Here is a 16,958-nt window from a genome sequence, read left to right as displayed (position 1 = left end):
GTTAAGCTAACTTGTACTAATTACCCGTGAGGCTTAACCATACAACGCCAAACGCGTTTTATGTGACTGTTTAAGCGCAGAAGTTAAGATTGTAGGTCGTGATTTATCGCGACAACTAAAGTAGATTACTGGCAGCTATAAGCGATAAGCTTAAAGTTGTAAGAAGACAATTATCAGCATTTTCAAATTTTAGTTAGTGCGTAGAGATACGAACTGACACCCAATTTGCTTGGTGACAATAGCGTTTTGGACCCACCTGATCCCATGCCGAACTCAGTAGTGAAACGAAACAGCGCCGATGATAGTGTAGCATTTGTTATGTGAAAGTAGGTCATCGCTAGGCTCCAAATAAAGAAAGCCCGACTCATAGAGTCGGGCTTTTTTACGTCTGCAGGAAAGTGAAAAAGCGAGCAAGGTGCAAGGTGGCCAGTGTCGCTCAGGCGTTCATCTGAAAGCAATACACCCCCATATATCGGCTGTTGCGATAAATCACGACCTACATCGTACTGAGTGAACTCAAATAGTGTGTGTAATACCAATCTGCATAAATATTTGAACAATTTAACGAATTAAATCACGCTATAACCCAGTTAGCTCTTTATTTAACTCGCTAGGGTGGTTAAATATTTAAGTCGATTGGTATTACATCCAAGGTGTTTATTTTAGAATGTTGCTCGTACGCTAAGCGCAAAGCGTCGATCAGTCGTGAAGTTTAATGCTTGCGTTCTTGTTCCGGCTTGATCCATCTGGTATTGAGTTTTGGTTTCAGTTTCAAGCAAGTTACTTGCTTCAATACCAACTTTCCAGTGATCATTAATCGTGTAGTAGAAGCTGGCATCCATCATGCCAGATGCCTCAGCATAAGCTGGAACATATTCTTCTGACTCACGTAAAGTAAGTAAATACTCAGAGCGCCAAGTATAAGCAAGGCGGAATGAAATATTTTCGTACTCATACATACCAATAATATTCATGTTTTGATCTGAGTAACCCTGTAATGGTAAACCACTAAATACACGAAAGGTGTTTCTAGTATCTGCAATTGGATTACCGTTTTCATCAAAACCTAAAGTACCTTCTGAAATATTATTAGGATCTTCTAAACCATTTTGATCGATATAAGTGTAGTTAAATTGTAAGCCTAAACCACTGAATGCGCCTGGTAACATGTCATAGAATTGAGAGTATGAAAACTCAGCTCCACGGATTGTGCCTGATCCTGTATTGTCTGGCCCATACGCAGATACATCGTACTCCTCACCATTAAAATTAACATCAAGATCAAATGATTTATTACGAATAATATTATCTAATTTCTTATAAAATAAGCCCACAGTGATATAACCAGCAGGTGCGAAGTACCATTCTGTGGTTAGATCAGTATTAATAGATGTTTCAGGCTCTAAGTTTGGATTGCCTGATAGTGCGGTGAGTTCTATATTATCAAGTCCAACAACGGGGTTGTTTATTTCATCAGAGTCCGCGCCAGGGGTTTGTAAACGACGAGTATAGTCTAGATTGAGAATGCTAATATTACGGGCATCAACTAAGCTTGGGTAAAATAGCGCTTTTGAAGCGCCGAAACGAACAACGACATCTTCAGAGACACCAAAGCTTATATTCAGGCTAGGTAAAATAGTGCTGTAATCAGTACCTTCAACGGTACTTAACTGAGACTCACCTGTAGCAATATCATAGTAACGTTTATATTCAGGCTGTTGCATAACAGCATTAAGAGATGTTCCTGGATCGCCGCGTTTGATAGTTGCAGGCTGTACAAATGCTCCTGTGGATTCCAATTGATAATTGACGTAGCGTAAACCAATGTTACCTACAATTGGTATATCTTGTGCAATAAAATCAAAATCACCGCGCACGTAAAGTTCGTTACGCTTTTCATTTGTTGAACTAATGTTATGTGCTGCATATGGGCCTTCGACCCGATTTGGCTTGTCTGTATAAGGAACGTAAGTACCACTACAAACGCCATTATTAGCGGCGCTATTTGTTGCGTTGTGCCACCCATCTTTACAACCTTGACGTAATGAGTTTGCGTAGTTTTTGACTAACTCCATGCGTGGAAATAAGAAGTTATTTACATCGCCTTGTAACACTTGACCATTGTAGTAATCAGAAAAATCAACACGTTCAAATAGTTCTGGTCTATTTATAGCTGATGCAGCATTTCTATCATCTTGGATCCAAGGAGTACCAATGGCAGACCAACCCTCGTAGGCGGTGTCTCGTACTGTTAGGTCTTTGTCTGAAAGATATAAACCTGCTTTAATATTGGTAAATACGCCATCAAGCTCATAATTCAGATCTAATTTAAAACTATCAGCTTTTGCAGTATTGTGTTCTTTTTGCTCCATACCACTGCCTAAGAATAAATTAGGTACGGGTCCATTCCAATCTTCGTTAGGTGACCAGCCAGCGGTCATAATATTATCGCTTAAAAACTCTACTGTTGGTCGAGAGCCTCTCATATCGAGAAAGTATGGGGATACTACATGAACATGGTTGCCGCGTGTCTGACCAGACATACTATAATTATTTAAAAATTTTTCTGAACTTATATGCTGATAGTCAAATTCAACGGTTAAACGGTCAATGGGCTTTATCGTTAGATTGAATGAGGTATCCTTCACTGTGTTTTCGTTTTGATTCCAACGACTGCGATAGAAAAAGGGAGTCTCAGGGCTGACACCCAGTGCGATACCTGAGGTTACGAATCCATTATCAGTTATTAAAGGATGGCCACTAGCTGTATCGTCCATCCAGTTTTGTGATGATCCCATAAAGCTTTTAAAGCCTTGTGCTGCTTGACCTATTTGACGTTCATTCCACTCAAGTGATGCTTTTGAATTGATGTGTTCTAGTGTAACCACAACAGTGTCATCACTACTTGCCCATTGCAGGGATGATGTGAAACCTGTTCGTTTACGGTCGTTGGTCGCTGTACTCATATGTATTGCTGCTGGCACATGCCAGACACTGCCTTCTGGTTGGCCTGGTAAGGCCGGACCATCTACAGGTGAGCTAGGATCAACGCCTGTAATTCCACCCCACTGATCGGTTGTTGGTAAAAATGAATCGCCACGAGAATGGAAGTTTCCTATACCTACACCATCACCTCGGGTTTTATATTCAGATTTTGATCCTGCAATTAAAAAACCAAATTTACCCATATCTGTTTCCCAGTTATCAGAAAACAATGCGGAGAATGAAGGAGTCGTTTCATCACGGAAGTCGCTGTAGTTTGCTTTTGCATTAAAAGAGATTAATTGTTCTGTAGAATCAAATGGTTTACGAGTAATGAGGTTTACAGTACCTGCAACACCACCGGATATAAGATCAGCCGTTTGATTTTTAACTACTTCTATCGCACCTAGTAGTTCCGCAGGAAAGTCTTCATAACTTAAACCACCAGAAGGGTTTGCACTAAATGCATCACGGCCGTTAACTTCTGAACGAACGCGATCCAGCCCGCGTATAAGTACACCAGTCCCTTCATCTGCATAGTGTTTAGGATCATCTGAAGAAGCGAACCTTTCGATTGTTACACCCGGCACACGTTGCAGAGCTTCGGTAACTGATTTATCGGGGAGGGCACCAATATCTGATGCTGTGATGACATCTTTTACTGTATCAGCATAGCGTTTTAAATTTTGAGCGCTAAATATGCTTCCTCGGATCCCAGATACTTCAATTACTTCGATAGAGTCCTGCTTTTTCCCTGTGATGACATCGCTGTCATTTTGTGGCGCTGTTTGACCCAAAACTAATAGTGGGCACAACCCGAGGATCGCACATGAAACCGCTAGGCTAAGTGAAGTACGTTTTGTATGTTTATTATTACTGTTGATGACTATTTTAGACATGGTTTTATCTCTTTTTTGCTTTTTATAACCAGTGTAGCCTTGTTCAGACAAAGGACTTACAAAGCTATTTTATTATCGACATTACGGCCCAATATGCCAAATTCATTCGCTACTTCTAATAACCTATTATTTTTAATAAAGCATAAAAAGTAACAGTTATTTAAAGTGTAACTGTTACTTTTTAACATAAAGTGCGAAAAAGTAAACATTTTCGGATTAAATTCTTTTTTATAGTGATTAAGTATTGGGTTTATCAATAACGGATATAGCAAGAGATCCTGCATTATAATTTTGGGGGGAGTAAGATAATTATAATTTTGCTTTATGCGGCAAACATTCAGCTGGCCAATTTACGTAATTAGCCAAGAGCTAGCCAAATTCCTACGCCAATCATTAAACTACCAGCTATTGCATTCATCCATTTTATATTATCGCCTGTATTTAAAAATAGGCGTAAACTTTTACCGCCACTTGCATAGGCAATCATACAAATAAACTCGCTGACCATAATGACAGCAACGAGAATACATAGTTGAGGTGCTATCGCCTTGTTGATGCTTATAAAAGGAGGAAGCAGAGAAATCATAAAAGTCCAGCCTTTAGGGTTTGCTATGGCAGTTATAAAACCTTGCATGAATAGGGCTTTATGACTTGCTTCGGCACGCTTTTCATCAACTACAGTAAGTTTAGCTTTTGCAAGCCACATGCTAATACCGATATAGATTAGGTAAGCACCACCAATCCACTTCAAAATAGCGAATACATTGGGGTAGTTAAGCATAATGCTCGCGACCCCCAAGACTGCAGCCACGGCGACAAGTGCGACACCTAAAACCTCACCATACATCATCCACATTGTTTTGCGTACGCCAATACTCATTCCGAGTGTCATTGCTAAAGTCATGCACATACCTGGCGTGATAGAGACAAAGAAGAAGGTGGGAATAAAAACAGCGAGAATAGCAAAATCAAACATGTTAACTACTTGTAGAATATATTTACGCAAACAATACCAGTTAGTTGTTAGATTAACCACGCTATTTTAACTACCTATTCTTTGATTAAGACAATAGTAAAGCTTGGTAGTAACGTATTTATAATATTGTATTTTAAAATATATTTTTGCTTTGTTGAGTGCTTTGATTTAGGATCAAAAAAGTTTAAATCAAAGAACCAATCACCTGTGTCTAGATTACTAATTGCCATTGCCTCTATTTTTTTGTGTTTTACAGCGACTGCAGTTGAAGTCACTGATCTATATCAAGATGTGCTAAAAGTCACTGATAAATCTCGCGATGCGAGGTTAAGCGCCAGTCGTAAAGCGTTACTTAATGTATTAGTGAAAGTCAGTGGTGACCCTCAAGCGGATCAAAACCCACTCGCGCAGCAACGTAGCAAAGACATTTCAGAGTACATGCTTAAATTTGAATACGATGAAAAAGCAGACGGTGAGCTCAATTTAGTTGTTAAGTTTGAAGCAAATAAAATTAATGCACTTGTTAAAGAGCTTGATTTACCGTTATGGGGAACTCGTCGTCCACTGATTGCTATTTGGCTTGCGATAGAAGATAACTGGCGTCGAGAACTTGTTACACAAGAAAGCTATCCGCAGTTAGAAAAATTAATCTATAGCACAGCATCTCGCCGAGGTTTACCCGTTGTAGTACCATTACTTGATTTACAAGATCGTGCATTGGTTGGTATACCTGAAGTATGGGGAAATTTCTCAGAGCCTGTGGAGCAAGCATCAAGTCGATATAGTGCTGAGCGAAGCATCACAGCACGGTTATACAAGCAACTTGACAGCGAAAGTTGGGTTCTAGATTGGCGTTTTACCAATGATGAACTTTTTGAAGAAAATAGACTAACAGGTGATAAGCAACAAACAATCGCTCTAATGATTGATAGCTTAGTTGCAGGCTTAGCCGATGAATATGCAGTGGACCCAAACTTACTTGGACAAGTAACTCAAGCTGCATTCGAATTAAAAGGTGCAAATAGCTTTGTTGATATTGAGCTTGCTAAACGTAGATTACAAAGTTTAAGTGTTGTTACGCAAGTGACAATTAGCGCTCGAACACCTGATGCTGTTCACTTTACGATCAGCCATACAGGCAATATGAGCGATTTACAAAAAGCGCTGAAACTTGATCGCGCTTTTGAAGCATTTGTCGACCCTCGTACATTTTATTCTGTTGTTAAAGATAATTTAGAATATCAATGGATTGGCTTATAATGCAGGCAATGGAGCCAGTGCAAATGGCCTTGCCGGTTACATTGCCGGATGATGAAACGTTTGCATCATATTTTGGTGGTGAAAACTCCCTTGAAGTGAGCCATTTAAAAAATGCGTTTAAGAGTTTAGCAACTACCTTCCAATATACATATTTATGTGGTTTAGGAGATTCGGGTAAATCACATTTGTTGTATGCAACGTGTATTCATGCACAAGAACATGGCTTATCAACCATGTTGCTATCGATGCGAGAAGTAATTGATTTTGGGCCTATGGTACTCGATGGCTTAGATGCACTAGATGTACTATGTATTGATGATGTACATCTAGTAGCAGGAAACGATGCGTGGGAAAAAGCGCTATTTAATTTTTTCAATCGTTTTAATGAGCCAGGTAAATGTTTGGTCGTTACAGCGGACTTGTTACCTGATATGCTCAATATCAGCTTACCTGATCTTGAGTCGCGGCTAAAATGGGGCACGACTTTTCAAATTCGCTCCATGAGTGATGATGATAAAGCAGAAGCCTTAGTTAAACGCGCGAATATGCGGGGGTTAGAACTGAGCGATGAATGTGCGCGATTTTTATTAACACGCTTAAGTCGTGATATGCGCGCACTACTTGATGTACTTGATAAACTCGATCATGCATCGATGGCCGCACAACGAAAATTGACCATACCTTTCATTAAATCCACGCTACATCTCTAAATTTTCCTGCAAAACAGCCTAAGTTCCCATTTTGCTTATGCAGAATGGGAAAGAATTCAATAAGATTGGTTTAAGGTCTAGAATCTAGTCCTTGCTTTCAGTTATCATTAGCTATTACCAGAGCGTGTTTACCTTTCAGGATTGAAATTTGTTCAACCTAGAGGCGTTTTAATTGCGATGCGAGGACTGCAACATAGTAATTCTATGTAAAGTTTGAGTAACAGTAAAAAACGCCTTTAGGCAGAACCCGACGGGCAGCGTATGTTTGGTTTTTTTGCAATGTTATTGCACTATTTTGTAGGAAACTACACGACATGTGCTCTGCCTTAACTAAAAATCAAAGACTCAGCTGAAAAATTAATCTCGAAAAGTCAGCACGCTCTAAAGCAATCACCTCTGTGAAAGATCAGGTATCGAATGAACTTAGAAAATATATTAGCGCAAGCACTTGAGGCGGTCGCCAGTGCCAATGAAATAGCGCAGCTTGAAGACATCAGGGTTAATTACCTTGGTAAAAAAGGCGAAATCACGAACTTATTAAAAACCCTTGGTAAAATTGCTCCTGAAGAACGTAAAGAAGCGGGCCAAGTAATTAATCAAGCCAAACAAGACGTACAAGTTGCGATTAACGAAAAGCGCGAGTTACTTGCAAGTAAAGCACTTGAAGAAAAACTAGCCGCTGAAACAATTGACGTAACTTTACCGGGGCGTGTAATGCCAACAGGTGGATTACACCCAGTAACTCGTACAATTGAACGCATTGAGAGCTTTTTTGGTGAGCTTGGTTTTGAAGTTAAATCAGGCCCTGAAGTTGAAGATGATTTTCATAACTTTGACGCGCTAAATATTCCAGAGCATCACCCAGCGCGTGCGGATCACGATACCTTTTACTTTAATCCAAAATTAGTTTTACGTACGCAAACCAGTGGTGTGCAAATCCGCACTATGGAAACAGAGCAACCGCCGCTTCGTATTATTTCACCAGGGCGTGTATATCGTAATGATTACGATCAAACCCACACGCCTATGTTCCATCAGGTTGAAGGCCTAATGGTTGATACAGATGTAAGCTTCACAGAGCTTAAAGGCATTTTGCACGATTTCTTACGTAACTTCTTTGAAGAAGACATGGAAATTCGTTTTCGACCTTCATTTTTCCCATTCACAGAACCTTCAGCTGAAGTAGACGTAATGGGCAAAGACGGTAAATGGTTAGAAGTACTAGGTTGCGGAATGGTTCACCCTAATGTACTTAAATCTGTGGGCATTGACCCAGAAAAATACACAGGTTTTGCCTTCGGTATGGGCGTTGAACGCTTAACCATGCTGCGCTATGGTGTAAACGATTTACGTGCGTTTTTCGAAAACGATTTAAAATTCCTTAATCAGTTCCGTTAAGAGTGAAAATATAACATGAAATTTAGTGAAAAGTGGTTAAGAGAGTGGGTTAACCCTGCAATTGACACGCAGGCTCTTTCGGAACAGTTATCGATGGCCGGCCTTGAAGTAGATGGCGTAGAACCTGCAGCAGCGCAGTTTACCGGTGTTGTTGTTGGTGAAGTGGTTGAATGTGGCCAGCACCCAGATGCAGATAAACTACGCGTAACAAAAATCAATGTCGGTGGTGATGAGCTACTAGATATTGTATGTGGCGCGCCAAACTGCCGCTTAGGTATTAAAGTTGCGGTTGCGATGGTAGGTGCTGTTTTACCAGGTGATTTTAAAATTAAAAAAGCCAAGCTTCGTGGTCAACCTTCTCACGGTATGCTGTGTGCGTTCGTTGAGTTAGGGATTAGCGAGGAAGGCGATGGCATCATGGAATTACCAAGTGATGCGCCTATTGGCACCGATTTACGAGAATACTTAAGCCTTGATGATAACATCATTGATGTTGATTTAACGCCTAACCGTGGTGATTGCTTAGGCATTAAAGGTATTGCGCGTGAAGTAGGCGTACTTAATAGCATCGACGTCAAAGCGTTAGAAATTCCAGCAGTGACGCCAACAATTGATGACAAAATATCAATTGAGCTAGTAAACGAAGAAGCATGTCCACGTTATTTAGGCCGTGTGATCAAAGACATTAACCTAGACGCAGAAACACCGCTGTGGATGGTTGAAAAGCTTCGTCGCAGTGGCGTACGTTCAATCGACCCCGTAGTTGATGTAACTAACTATGTGTTACTTGAACTTGGTCACCCAATGCATGCGTTTGATTTGAGCGCTATTGAAGGCGGTATCAAAGTACGCAGCGCTAATGCAGGTGAAGAGCTCGTTTTATTAGATGGTAATACCGCTAAACTAAACGAATCAACATTAGTTATTGCCGATCATAACAAAGCATTGGCAATTGCGGGTATTTTTGGTGGCGAGCAATCTGGCGTGACAGATAAAACGTCTGATATCTTATTAGAAAGCGCATTTTTTAATCCTGTTGCAATAGCTGGGCAAGCCCGTAGTTACGGTTTACACACAGATGCATCGCATCGTTATGAACGTGGAGTTGATTTTGCGCTACAACATGATGCAATGGAACGTGCAACTGCGTTGTTACTTGAGATTGTCGGTGGTGAAGCTGGTCCTGTAGTGGAAGCGGTAGCTGCAGATAAACTACCTAAAGTGACAGAAGTTCGTCTTCGCCGGGCGCGTTTAGACCGTGTTATTGGCCACCACATTGAAGACGCCAAGGTAACGGATATTCTTACTCGTTTAGGTCTAGATGTAAAAGTTGAAAATGAAAGCTGGAGTGCAGATGTACCAAGTTATCGTTTTGATATTCGCATTGAAGAAGACTTAATCGAAGAAGTTGCCCGTGTATATGGTTACAACAGTATTCCAAATGTTGCGCCAACGGCTAAACTAAAAATGACAACTCATAACGAGGCAACTATTGCGGTTAATAAATTTCGCAATACTTTAGTGACTCGAGGTTATCAAGAAGCAATCACTTACAGCTTTGTTGACCCTAAAGCACAAGCTATTTTACACCCAGACAGCGACGCGCTTATTTTACCACACCCAATTTCGATAGAAATGTCGGCAATGCGTGTCAGTCTGATGCCAGGTTTACTTGCGTCAGTCATGTATAACCAAAACCGTCAGCAACCGCGTATTCGTTTATTTGAGCATGGTCTTAAATTTTTACGTGACGAAAATGCAGAGAATGGCGTAAACCAAGTAGCAGTTATCGGTGGTGCGATTACCGGCCTTGCTCATGGTGAACATTGGGTTGAAGAAAAACGCACTGTTGATTTTTATGACCTAAAAGGTGACGTTGAAGCATTACTTTCATTAACTAATGATATAACACGTTTTGAAATCAAAGCTGAGCAATCGGATGGCTTACATCCTGGTCAATCTGCAGTGATTTATGTTGACGGTAAAAAGGTTGGTTTCTTTGGTGCAGTTCATCCGCAAGTACAAAAATCGTTAGATATTAATAATGCGACTTATGTGTTTGAAATAGAAATGTCAGCCATTGAGAAAAGAAATTTACCAGAGGCAGTAGGGGTATCTAAGTTCCCTTCAAACCGCCGCGACATCGCTATTTTAGTGGAAGATCAGGTGAAATCTGGCGACATTTTATCAGTGATAGAAAAAGTTGGCGGAAATCAATTGGTTGACCTAAACTTATTCGATGTGTATAAGGGCAAAGGTATTGAGCCAAATTACAAGAGTTTGGCGATTGCTCTAACACTGCAAGCGGTTGATAGAACACTCGAAGAGAAAGATATCAATCTAGTAGTTGATAACGTGGTGGCCGCACTGGCCGAACAGTTTAATGCATCGTTGAGGGACTAGATATGGCGCTTACTAAAGCCGACATAGCTGAACACCTATTTGAAAAATTGGGGATCAATAAAAAGGATGCCAAAGATTTAGTTGAAGCGTTTTTTGAAGAAATCCGCTCAGCGCTTGAAAAAGGCGAGCAGGTTAAGCTCTCTGGATTTGGTAACTTTGATCTTCGTGACAAGAAAGAAAGGCCTGGCCGTAACCCGAAAACAGGGGAAGACATTCCTATTTCGGCGCGACGAGTTGTGACTTTCCGACCGGGTCAAAAGCTCAAAACCCGTGTTGAAGTTGGCACGGGCAAATAGATTAAAAAAGGCAGCGCAAGCTGCCTTTTTCTTTTGTCTTAATTTATATTATAAATTGATTAAAGTACGATTCAAAAATCACGTGGTGATACAAACTGTCCAGTCTGAATACTCTCAAAAGTTTGCTCCGCTAAAGAGTCTAGACTATTTAAACTTTTCCCTGATGCTGTAAGCTGATGCTCAATTGACATTATATCAATATTTGTTATCCCAGAAAGCTGTGCAATTTTAGCAAACGTATAAGCGTGCTTAAATTTTTCATGCTTATTGAATAAACTCACAAGCGTTGTGTAAATTTCAGGGTTGGGGATTTGATCGGGCTTATTCAGCTCTAGAGTCTTGTAGAGCAGATCAATCGTTTTTTCTTCATCAAATTTAATATAATACGTTGCTAAAAAAAACTGCATCTCAGCATCTTCAGTCACACTGGGTTGATCTTCGATGGTTAATAACTTTGTTAATGCAGATTGGTCATTATTGCGTGACCAATGATAATAAAGTAACCCTGGGTGATTGGTATTTTTGGTATCTTGAAAAATTCGTGTTATTTCTTTAATACTGGTTAAGTGGCCTTCCACTCGGGAAGTGGTTTTTTCTTTTAGTTTAATATGTTCAATTTTTGCGGCTAACGACACACATTGTTCGTATTTTTCAAACCCTTTTAATAACGCGTATTTATTTTCATCAGTGGGTTCTTTGTATTCATGGTAGCGCGCCATAATCACATCTGCTCGCTGTTCTTTACAATGACTATCTTTATTTAAATCATTACATAGCCCAGGAGTATCCTTACACACTTGGGCAAGTGTTAATGGTTCTTCACAGCCTGTTAACGCCAATAAACTTAGTAATATGCTTGCTCTTAGTAACATTTTTTAGCCTCTACATCATCTCTAATATGATTCTAGCGTAATGAATTGATCTCTAACAGTGGAGAATAAAGTTAGTTTAAATTAGAATAGCTGTGCCCAATAGGATGCATTGCTCTCAAAACTCAATATATCCTTATGGCTATCCGTTCAAAAATTGTTTAATTAGGTAAATAAAATGACCTCATCTCACGAGTTAGAATACACAAATAGTTGGCAAGAACGCCAAGATTATGCTGAAAGCATGCAACCTATCATTGGTAAGCTTTACCGTAATCGCGGTATTGAAATCGCTGTATATGGCCGTCCTCTCGTAAATGCCAGTACTATTGAGATTATTAAATCTCACAAAACTGTTGCCCAGTTTGAAGGCACTAAACTACGTTTACGTGAAAGCTTTCCGTTTCTTGAAGCTATCGCTAAAATGGATTTAAACTCAGCACGTATCGATATCGGTAAACTTGCATACGGTTATTTATATAATGATGCAGCTAAAGGTCGTTCAGTTGAAGAATACTTAAATGATGAACTTGCTGAAATCATCAACTCACAAGCAAAAGAGCCGCGTGATGTTGTTTTATACGGTTTTGGTCGTATCGGTCGTTTACTCGCTCGTTTACTAATTGAAAAATCAGGTCCTTACGCTGATTTACGTTTACGTGCAATTGTTGTGCGTGGCGGTAAAGATGGCGACCTTGAAAAGCGTGCAAGCTTATTGCGTCGTGATTCAATTCATGGTCCTTTTAATGGTTCGATTACCATTGATAAAGAACGCAATGCAATTAAAGCAAATGGTAGCTACATTCAAGTTATCTATGCTAACTCACCAAGTGAAGTTGATTATACTGCGTACGGCATTGATAACGCACTTATCGTTGATAATACGGGTATCTGGAAAGATGAAGCAGGCCTTGGTCAACATTTAGAGTGTAAAGGCGCTACAAAAGTATTATTAACAGCACCAGCTAAAGGTAATATCAAAAACATCGTATACGGTGTTAATAACCAAGATATTCTACCTGAAGATAAAATTGTGTGTGCGGCCAGCTGTACAACCAATGCAATTACACCAACATTAAAAGCGTTAAACGATAAGTTTGGTATCAACAATGGCCATGTTGAAACTGTACACTCGTACACCAATGACCAAAACTTAATAGATAACTATCATAAAGCAGACCGCCGTGGTCGTGCCGCAGCGCTTAATATGGTAATTACTGAGACTGGCGCAGCAAAAGCCGTTTCAAAAGCACTACCGGAGCTAGAAGGCAAGTTAACAGGTAATGCAATCCGTGTTCCTACACCAAACGTATCATTAGCTATTTTGAACTTAAACCTAGCGACCAGCACCACGGTTGAAGAGTTAAACTCGTTCTTACGCCATGCTGCGCTTCATTCAGATTTACGCGATCAAATTGATTACACAGCGTCTACTGAAATTGTATCTACCGACTTAGTAGGTAGTCGTTATGCCGGTGTTGTAGATTCAACAGCAACAATCGTTGATGACAACCGTATTGTACTTTACGTTTGGTACGATAATGAGTTTGGTTATAGCTGCCAAGTTGTACGTTGTATGCGTGATATGGCAGAGGTTTCATTCCCAAGTTTGCCACGTTAAGTAATTACAGTCGTTAATTCATATTGAGCCAGCATTTGCTGGCTTTTTTAGTCATGAATGTTTTTTCAAAACCAAAGCCATGTGGTAGGCTGTATCTAGTTTGCTACATTTTAATAACAAAGCGTCTTTAACATGAAGGCGTTGTTGAATTTCTAATCTAACGCATTATTTGTTAGGAATTAATTTTTTAATCTATAGGTTTATTTAAATGAAAATCACCAGTAATTTTGACAGTGGTAATATCAAGGTCATTACCGCGACCGATCCACTTAATATTCAACTTGAGATCAATAAAGATCATCAATCTGATTTTTTTCAGTGGTTCCATTTCCGTCTTGAGACAACGCCTTTTCAAAGCCATAAACTGCATATTAATAATTTAGAAAACTCAGCTTACCCAGATGGTTGGGATGGTTACCAAGCTGTTGCATCGTACGATCGCCAAACATGGTTTCGTGTACCTTCAAGTTATGCTGATGGCACATTATCTTTTGAAATTGAACCTGAGTGTGGCAGCGTCTACTTTGCTTACTTTGCACCATATAGCTACGAGCGTCATTTAGATTTACTTTCGTGGGCGCAAAGTCAAGAAGCATGTCAGCTGGAAACATTAGGCGAAACACTGGATGGCCGTGACATGAGTGTCTTGCGCATTGGTGGAGAGAGTGACGAAAACAAAAAAACGATTTGGATCACTGCACGTCAACACCCAGGCGAAACAATGGCCGAATGGTTTGTAGAAGGGATTTTACATAAGTTATTAGATGATGAAGACCCACATGCAGCTGCATTGTTATCAAAAGCGGTTTTTTACATCGTACCAAACATGAACCCAGACGGAAGCGCACGCGGTCATTTGCGCACTAATGCCAAAGGCGTTAACTTAAACCGTGAATGGCAAACACCAAGCATGGAAAATAGCCCTGAGGTGTATTTAGTGCTTAATAAAATGCGCGAGACCGGCTTAGACATGCATTTAGATATTCATGGTGATGAAGCAATACCGTATAACTTTGTTGCAGGAAGCGAAGGTATTCCAGCGTACGATGCACGCTTAAAAGATTTAGAAGATAGCTTTAAAGCGGCATTGCTTGTTGTGACACCTGAGTTTCAAGATGTGCACGGCTACCCGAAAGATGAGCCTGGACAGGCAAACTTAACGGTAGGATCAGCTGCTGTTGCACAAGAGTTCAATGCGCTTGCTTACACCGTAGAAATGCCATTTAAAGATAACGATGATTTACCTGATCCAGATTATGGCTGGTCAGATCGCCGCTCATATCAATTTGGTCAAGATACTTTAGCGGCAATTGTTAATGTTGTTGATAAATTAAGATAGAGTACACTTGAATTAGGGCATCGTTTATTGATGCCTTAATGTTCAAAAATATCAAAAATTAATAGATAACAATCATAGAGTATTTAGGCTAATATTTATTATATCAAAGGGACACTCAGAGGACTCTTCCTCATCTCTTTCTATAAAAGGTAGCGGATTCTGGGCAATAAAGAACAGAATATCGTTAAACAATAATAAAAAATAATAGAGGATATCCATGGAAGCTTTTGTAAGCGCTGTTAACGGCGTTGTTTGGAGTAATGCACTCATCTACCTATGTTTAGGCGCTGGCCTATTCTATTCAATATTAACCCGGTTTGCTCAAGTTAGGCATTTTAAAGAAATGTGTAAATTGCTGTTTAGCCCTAACACATCTGATACCGGTATTTCATCGTTTCAAGCATTAGCCGTGTCATTATCTGGGCGAGTTGGTGTTGGTAATATTGCCGGTGTTGCTGCCGCGATTGGCTTTGGTGGACCTGGCGCTATCTTTTGGATGTGGGTTGTGGCCTTTTTAGGTGCCAGCACTGCATTTGCAGAATCAACATTAGGGCAAATTTATAAAACAGAAGAGGATGGCCAATATCGTGGTGGCCCAGCTTATTATTTTGACCGTTGTTTAGGCCAAAAGTGGCTGGCTATTTTATTTGCCGTATCGGCAATTATTGCCTGTGGTGTTTTTCTACCTGGCGTACAGGCAAATGCCGTTGGTAACGCGTTTACCCAAGTATTTGGCGAAGGTACAATGGTCAGCACTAGTTTTGGTGACGTTGGTAGTTTTAAGCTGGTTGCATTAGCGATTATTCTTATTGTGCTTGCTTTTATCATCTTCGGTGGCATTAAACGTATTGCAAACTTTACCCAAATTGTCGTGCCTTTGATGGCATTGGGATACATTGTTTTAGCGTTGATTGTAGTGTTTTTAAACATTGATAAAGTACCTGGAATATTTGCTTTAATTATTAGTGATGCCTTTACAGCACAGGCTGGCTTTGGTGCTGCTATCGCCTGGGGTGTAAAACGCGGTATTTATTCTAACGAAGCTGGGCAAGGTACGGGGCCACACGCTGCTGCTGCCGCAGAAGTTGACCACCCAGCTCAGCAAGGGTTAGTACAAGCGTTTTCTGTTTATGTAGATACACTTTTTGTTTGTACAGCAACAGCCTTAATGATTTTAATAACACAGCAATACAATGTAGTGGGTGAACTACCTGCAGGGCAGTTTATCGTACAAAATGTTGATGCTGCGACAGAGATAGGTTCAGCAGCGTTTACCCAAATGGCGTTATTTAGTGTATTTGGTAGTTTTGGTCAAGCGTTTGTTGGTATCGCATTGTTTTTCTTCGCATTCACAACAATATTAGCGTATTACTTTATTGCAGAAACTAATGTTGCGTATTTAAATCGCTACTTTAAAGGTGCAATCCCACTGGTATTAGTGAAGCTAGTGATTATGTTTATGGTGTCGTATGGCATGGTTAATAACGCGGGCTATATATGGACCATTGGTGATATAGGTGTTGGCTTAATGGCGTGGATTAATATCTTGGGTATTTTGGCAATATTTTTCGTGGCGAAGCCGGCTTTATTATGTTTACGTGATTTTGAAGACCAGAAGAAAGCGGGTGGAGCTATCAATTTTGATCCAGTTAAACTCGGTATCAAAAATGCGACTTTTTGGGAAAAACGTTTAGCTAAACAGCAGCAAGACGATAAATCATAGACACTGATAATTTAGCGTGATTTGTTTGTTGAAATAAATGTCTAGGCAATGACTGCAATTGAAAAAAGACAACGACAAATAAAACACGTACAATAAAGGGCGCCGCAAGGCGCCTTTTTTATGCGTAGATTTTTATGCGAAGTATGGAGAGAGATATGGCGATTGTTCGTTGTCCTAGTTGTAATAAGTCAATATCCGATAAACACCAGCAGTGCCCTCACTGTGAGAATAATGTAGCTGAGCTTGATGGCGAACAACGCCAGCAGCTGGCACGCGAAAAACGAATTCAAAAACAACAAATGTTTATGAATTATTCTTTTTTTGCACTGTTCATATTTTTAGGTGGATTCTTTAGTTTATACTTTTTACATCCAGAACCCGAAACCCCACAGTGGTACGCATGCACGGCAGCCATTGCTATCGGTTGTATTTGGTATTTAATAAATCGCGTTATCTTAGTGACTCTTAAAAAGAAAAAATGA

General features: G+C 40.0%; 12 protein-coding genes and 1 rRNA gene. 10 read left to right on the top strand and 3 right to left on the bottom strand.

Features of this window, described 5'->3' with window-relative positions; genetic code table 11:
- Window positions 1–228: 228 nt before the first annotated feature.
- A 5S ribosomal RNA gene (gene rrf, locus A7967_RS20410) occupies window positions 229–343 on the top strand.
- Window positions 344–662: 319 nt separating this feature from the next.
- Here the strand turns inward: rrf and A7967_RS20405 are convergent.
- Together A7967_RS20405 and A7967_RS20400 are read right to left on the bottom strand one after the other, a co-directional pair.
- Window positions 663–3,881: a TonB-dependent receptor gene (locus A7967_RS20405; protein ID WP_054206792.1), complete on the bottom strand. Its 3,219-nt coding sequence runs from the start codon at window positions 3,879–3,881 to the stop codon at window positions 663–665.
- A gap of 358 nt (window positions 3,882–4,239) precedes the next feature.
- Window positions 4,240–4,857: a LysE family translocator gene (locus A7967_RS20400; RefSeq protein ID WP_054206791.1), complete on the bottom strand. Its 618-nt coding sequence runs from the start codon at window positions 4,855–4,857 to the stop codon at window positions 4,240–4,242.
- A gap of 207 nt (window positions 4,858–5,064) precedes the next feature.
- Here A7967_RS20400 and A7967_RS20395 point away from each other — a divergent pair, with 207 nt between their 5' ends.
- The 5 genes from A7967_RS20395 (at window position 5,065) to ihfA (ending at window position 10,924) form a co-directional block, all read left to right on the top strand.
- Window positions 5,065–6,117, top strand: a complete 1,053-nt coding sequence (locus A7967_RS20395; protein WP_054206790.1) for a DUF2066 domain-containing protein — start codon at window positions 5,065–5,067, stop codon at window positions 6,115–6,117.
- Window positions 6,117–6,827: a DnaA inactivator Hda gene (hda, locus tag A7967_RS20390; protein ID WP_170174547.1), complete on the top strand. Its 711-nt coding sequence runs from the start codon at window positions 6,117–6,119 to the stop codon at window positions 6,825–6,827. The genes A7967_RS20395 and hda overlap by 1 nt, the downstream gene beginning before the upstream one ends.
- Window positions 6,828–7,244: 417 nt before the next feature.
- Window positions 7,245–8,225, top strand: a complete 981-nt coding sequence (pheS, locus tag A7967_RS20385; RefSeq protein WP_054206789.1) for a phenylalanine--tRNA ligase subunit alpha — start codon at window positions 7,245–7,247, stop codon at window positions 8,223–8,225.
- 15 nt (window positions 8,226–8,240) lie between these two features.
- Window positions 8,241–10,628 (top strand): phenylalanine--tRNA ligase subunit beta, encoded by a 2,388-nt coding sequence (gene pheT / locus A7967_RS20380; protein ID WP_054206788.1) that lies wholly within the window; start codon window positions 8,241–8,243, stop codon window positions 10,626–10,628.
- Between the two features lie 2 nt (window positions 10,629–10,630).
- Window positions 10,631–10,924 (top strand): integration host factor subunit alpha, encoded by a 294-nt coding sequence (gene ihfA / locus A7967_RS20375; protein ID WP_054206787.1) that lies wholly within the window; start codon window positions 10,631–10,633, stop codon window positions 10,922–10,924.
- A 71-nt stretch (window positions 10,925–10,995) separates the two neighbouring features.
- On the opposite strand, the gene A7967_RS20370 is transcribed toward ihfA, so the two are convergent.
- Entirely contained in the window at window positions 10,996–11,796 is an 801-nt protein-coding gene (locus A7967_RS20370) for a DUF2989 domain-containing protein (RefSeq protein ID WP_054206786.1), read from the bottom strand.
- Between the two features lie 175 nt (window positions 11,797–11,971).
- Between A7967_RS20370 and A7967_RS20365 the strand changes: the two genes are divergently transcribed.
- From A7967_RS20365 to A7967_RS20350, 4 genes are all read left to right on the top strand, one after another.
- Window positions 11,972–13,414 carry a glyceraldehyde-3-phosphate dehydrogenase gene (locus tag A7967_RS20365; RefSeq protein WP_054206785.1) on the top strand — a complete coding sequence of 481 codons (1,443 nt, stop codon included), beginning with the start codon at window positions 11,972–11,974 and terminating at the stop codon, window positions 13,412–13,414.
- Window positions 13,415–13,622: 208 nt separating this feature from the next.
- On the top strand, window positions 13,623–14,753 hold the full coding sequence (locus A7967_RS20360; protein ID WP_054206784.1) for a M14 family metallopeptidase: 1,131 nt from the start codon (window positions 13,623–13,625) through the stop codon (window positions 14,751–14,753).
- A 217-nt stretch (window positions 14,754–14,970) separates the two neighbouring features.
- On the top strand, window positions 14,971–16,476 hold the full coding sequence (locus A7967_RS20355; RefSeq protein WP_054206783.1) for an alanine/glycine:cation symporter family protein: 1,506 nt from the start codon (window positions 14,971–14,973) through the stop codon (window positions 16,474–16,476).
- 155 nt (window positions 16,477–16,631) lie between these two features.
- Window positions 16,632–16,958 (top strand): hypothetical protein, encoded by a 327-nt coding sequence (locus A7967_RS20350; RefSeq protein ID WP_054206782.1) that lies wholly within the window; start codon window positions 16,632–16,634, stop codon window positions 16,956–16,958.

This window comes from Pseudoalteromonas neustonica (assembly GCF_001653135.1).
Classification (GTDB): Bacteria; Pseudomonadota; Gammaproteobacteria; order Enterobacterales; family Alteromonadaceae; genus Pseudoalteromonas; species Pseudoalteromonas neustonica.
This window is presented reverse-complemented; position numbering and strand designations above follow the sequence as displayed.

Bases quoted from the DNA above. Each gene is read 5' to 3' on its own strand.
- hda (WP_170174547.1), top strand. From the start codon at position 6,117: ATGCAGGCAATGGAGCCAGTGCAAATGGCCTTGCCGGTTACATTGCCG.
- ihfA (WP_054206787.1), top strand. From the start codon at position 10,631: ATGGCGCTTACTAAAGCCGACATAGCTGAACACCTATTTGAAAAATTG.
- pheT (WP_054206788.1), top strand. From the start codon at position 8,241: ATGAAATTTAGTGAAAAGTGGTTAAGAGAGTGGGTTAACCCTGCAATT.
- A7967_RS20350 (WP_054206782.1), top strand. From the start codon at position 16,632: ATGGCGATTGTTCGTTGTCCTAGTTGTAATAAGTCAATATCCGATAAA.
- A7967_RS20365 (WP_054206785.1), top strand. From the start codon at position 11,972: ATGACCTCATCTCACGAGTTAGAATACACAAATAGTTGGCAAGAACGC.
- A7967_RS20370 (WP_054206786.1), bottom strand. From the start codon at position 11,796: ATGTTACTAAGAGCAAGCATATTACTAAGTTTATTGGCGTTAACAGGC.
- A7967_RS20405 (WP_054206792.1), bottom strand. From the start codon at position 3,881: ATGTCTAAAATAGTCATCAACAGTAATAATAAACATACAAAACGTACT.
- A7967_RS20400 (WP_054206791.1), bottom strand. From the start codon at position 4,857: ATGTTTGATTTTGCTATTCTCGCTGTTTTTATTCCCACCTTCTTCTTT.
- A7967_RS20360 (WP_054206784.1), top strand. From the start codon at position 13,623: ATGAAAATCACCAGTAATTTTGACAGTGGTAATATCAAGGTCATTACC.
- A7967_RS20355 (WP_054206783.1), top strand. From the start codon at position 14,971: ATGGAAGCTTTTGTAAGCGCTGTTAACGGCGTTGTTTGGAGTAATGCA.
- pheS (WP_054206789.1), top strand. From the start codon at position 7,245: ATGAACTTAGAAAATATATTAGCGCAAGCACTTGAGGCGGTCGCCAGT.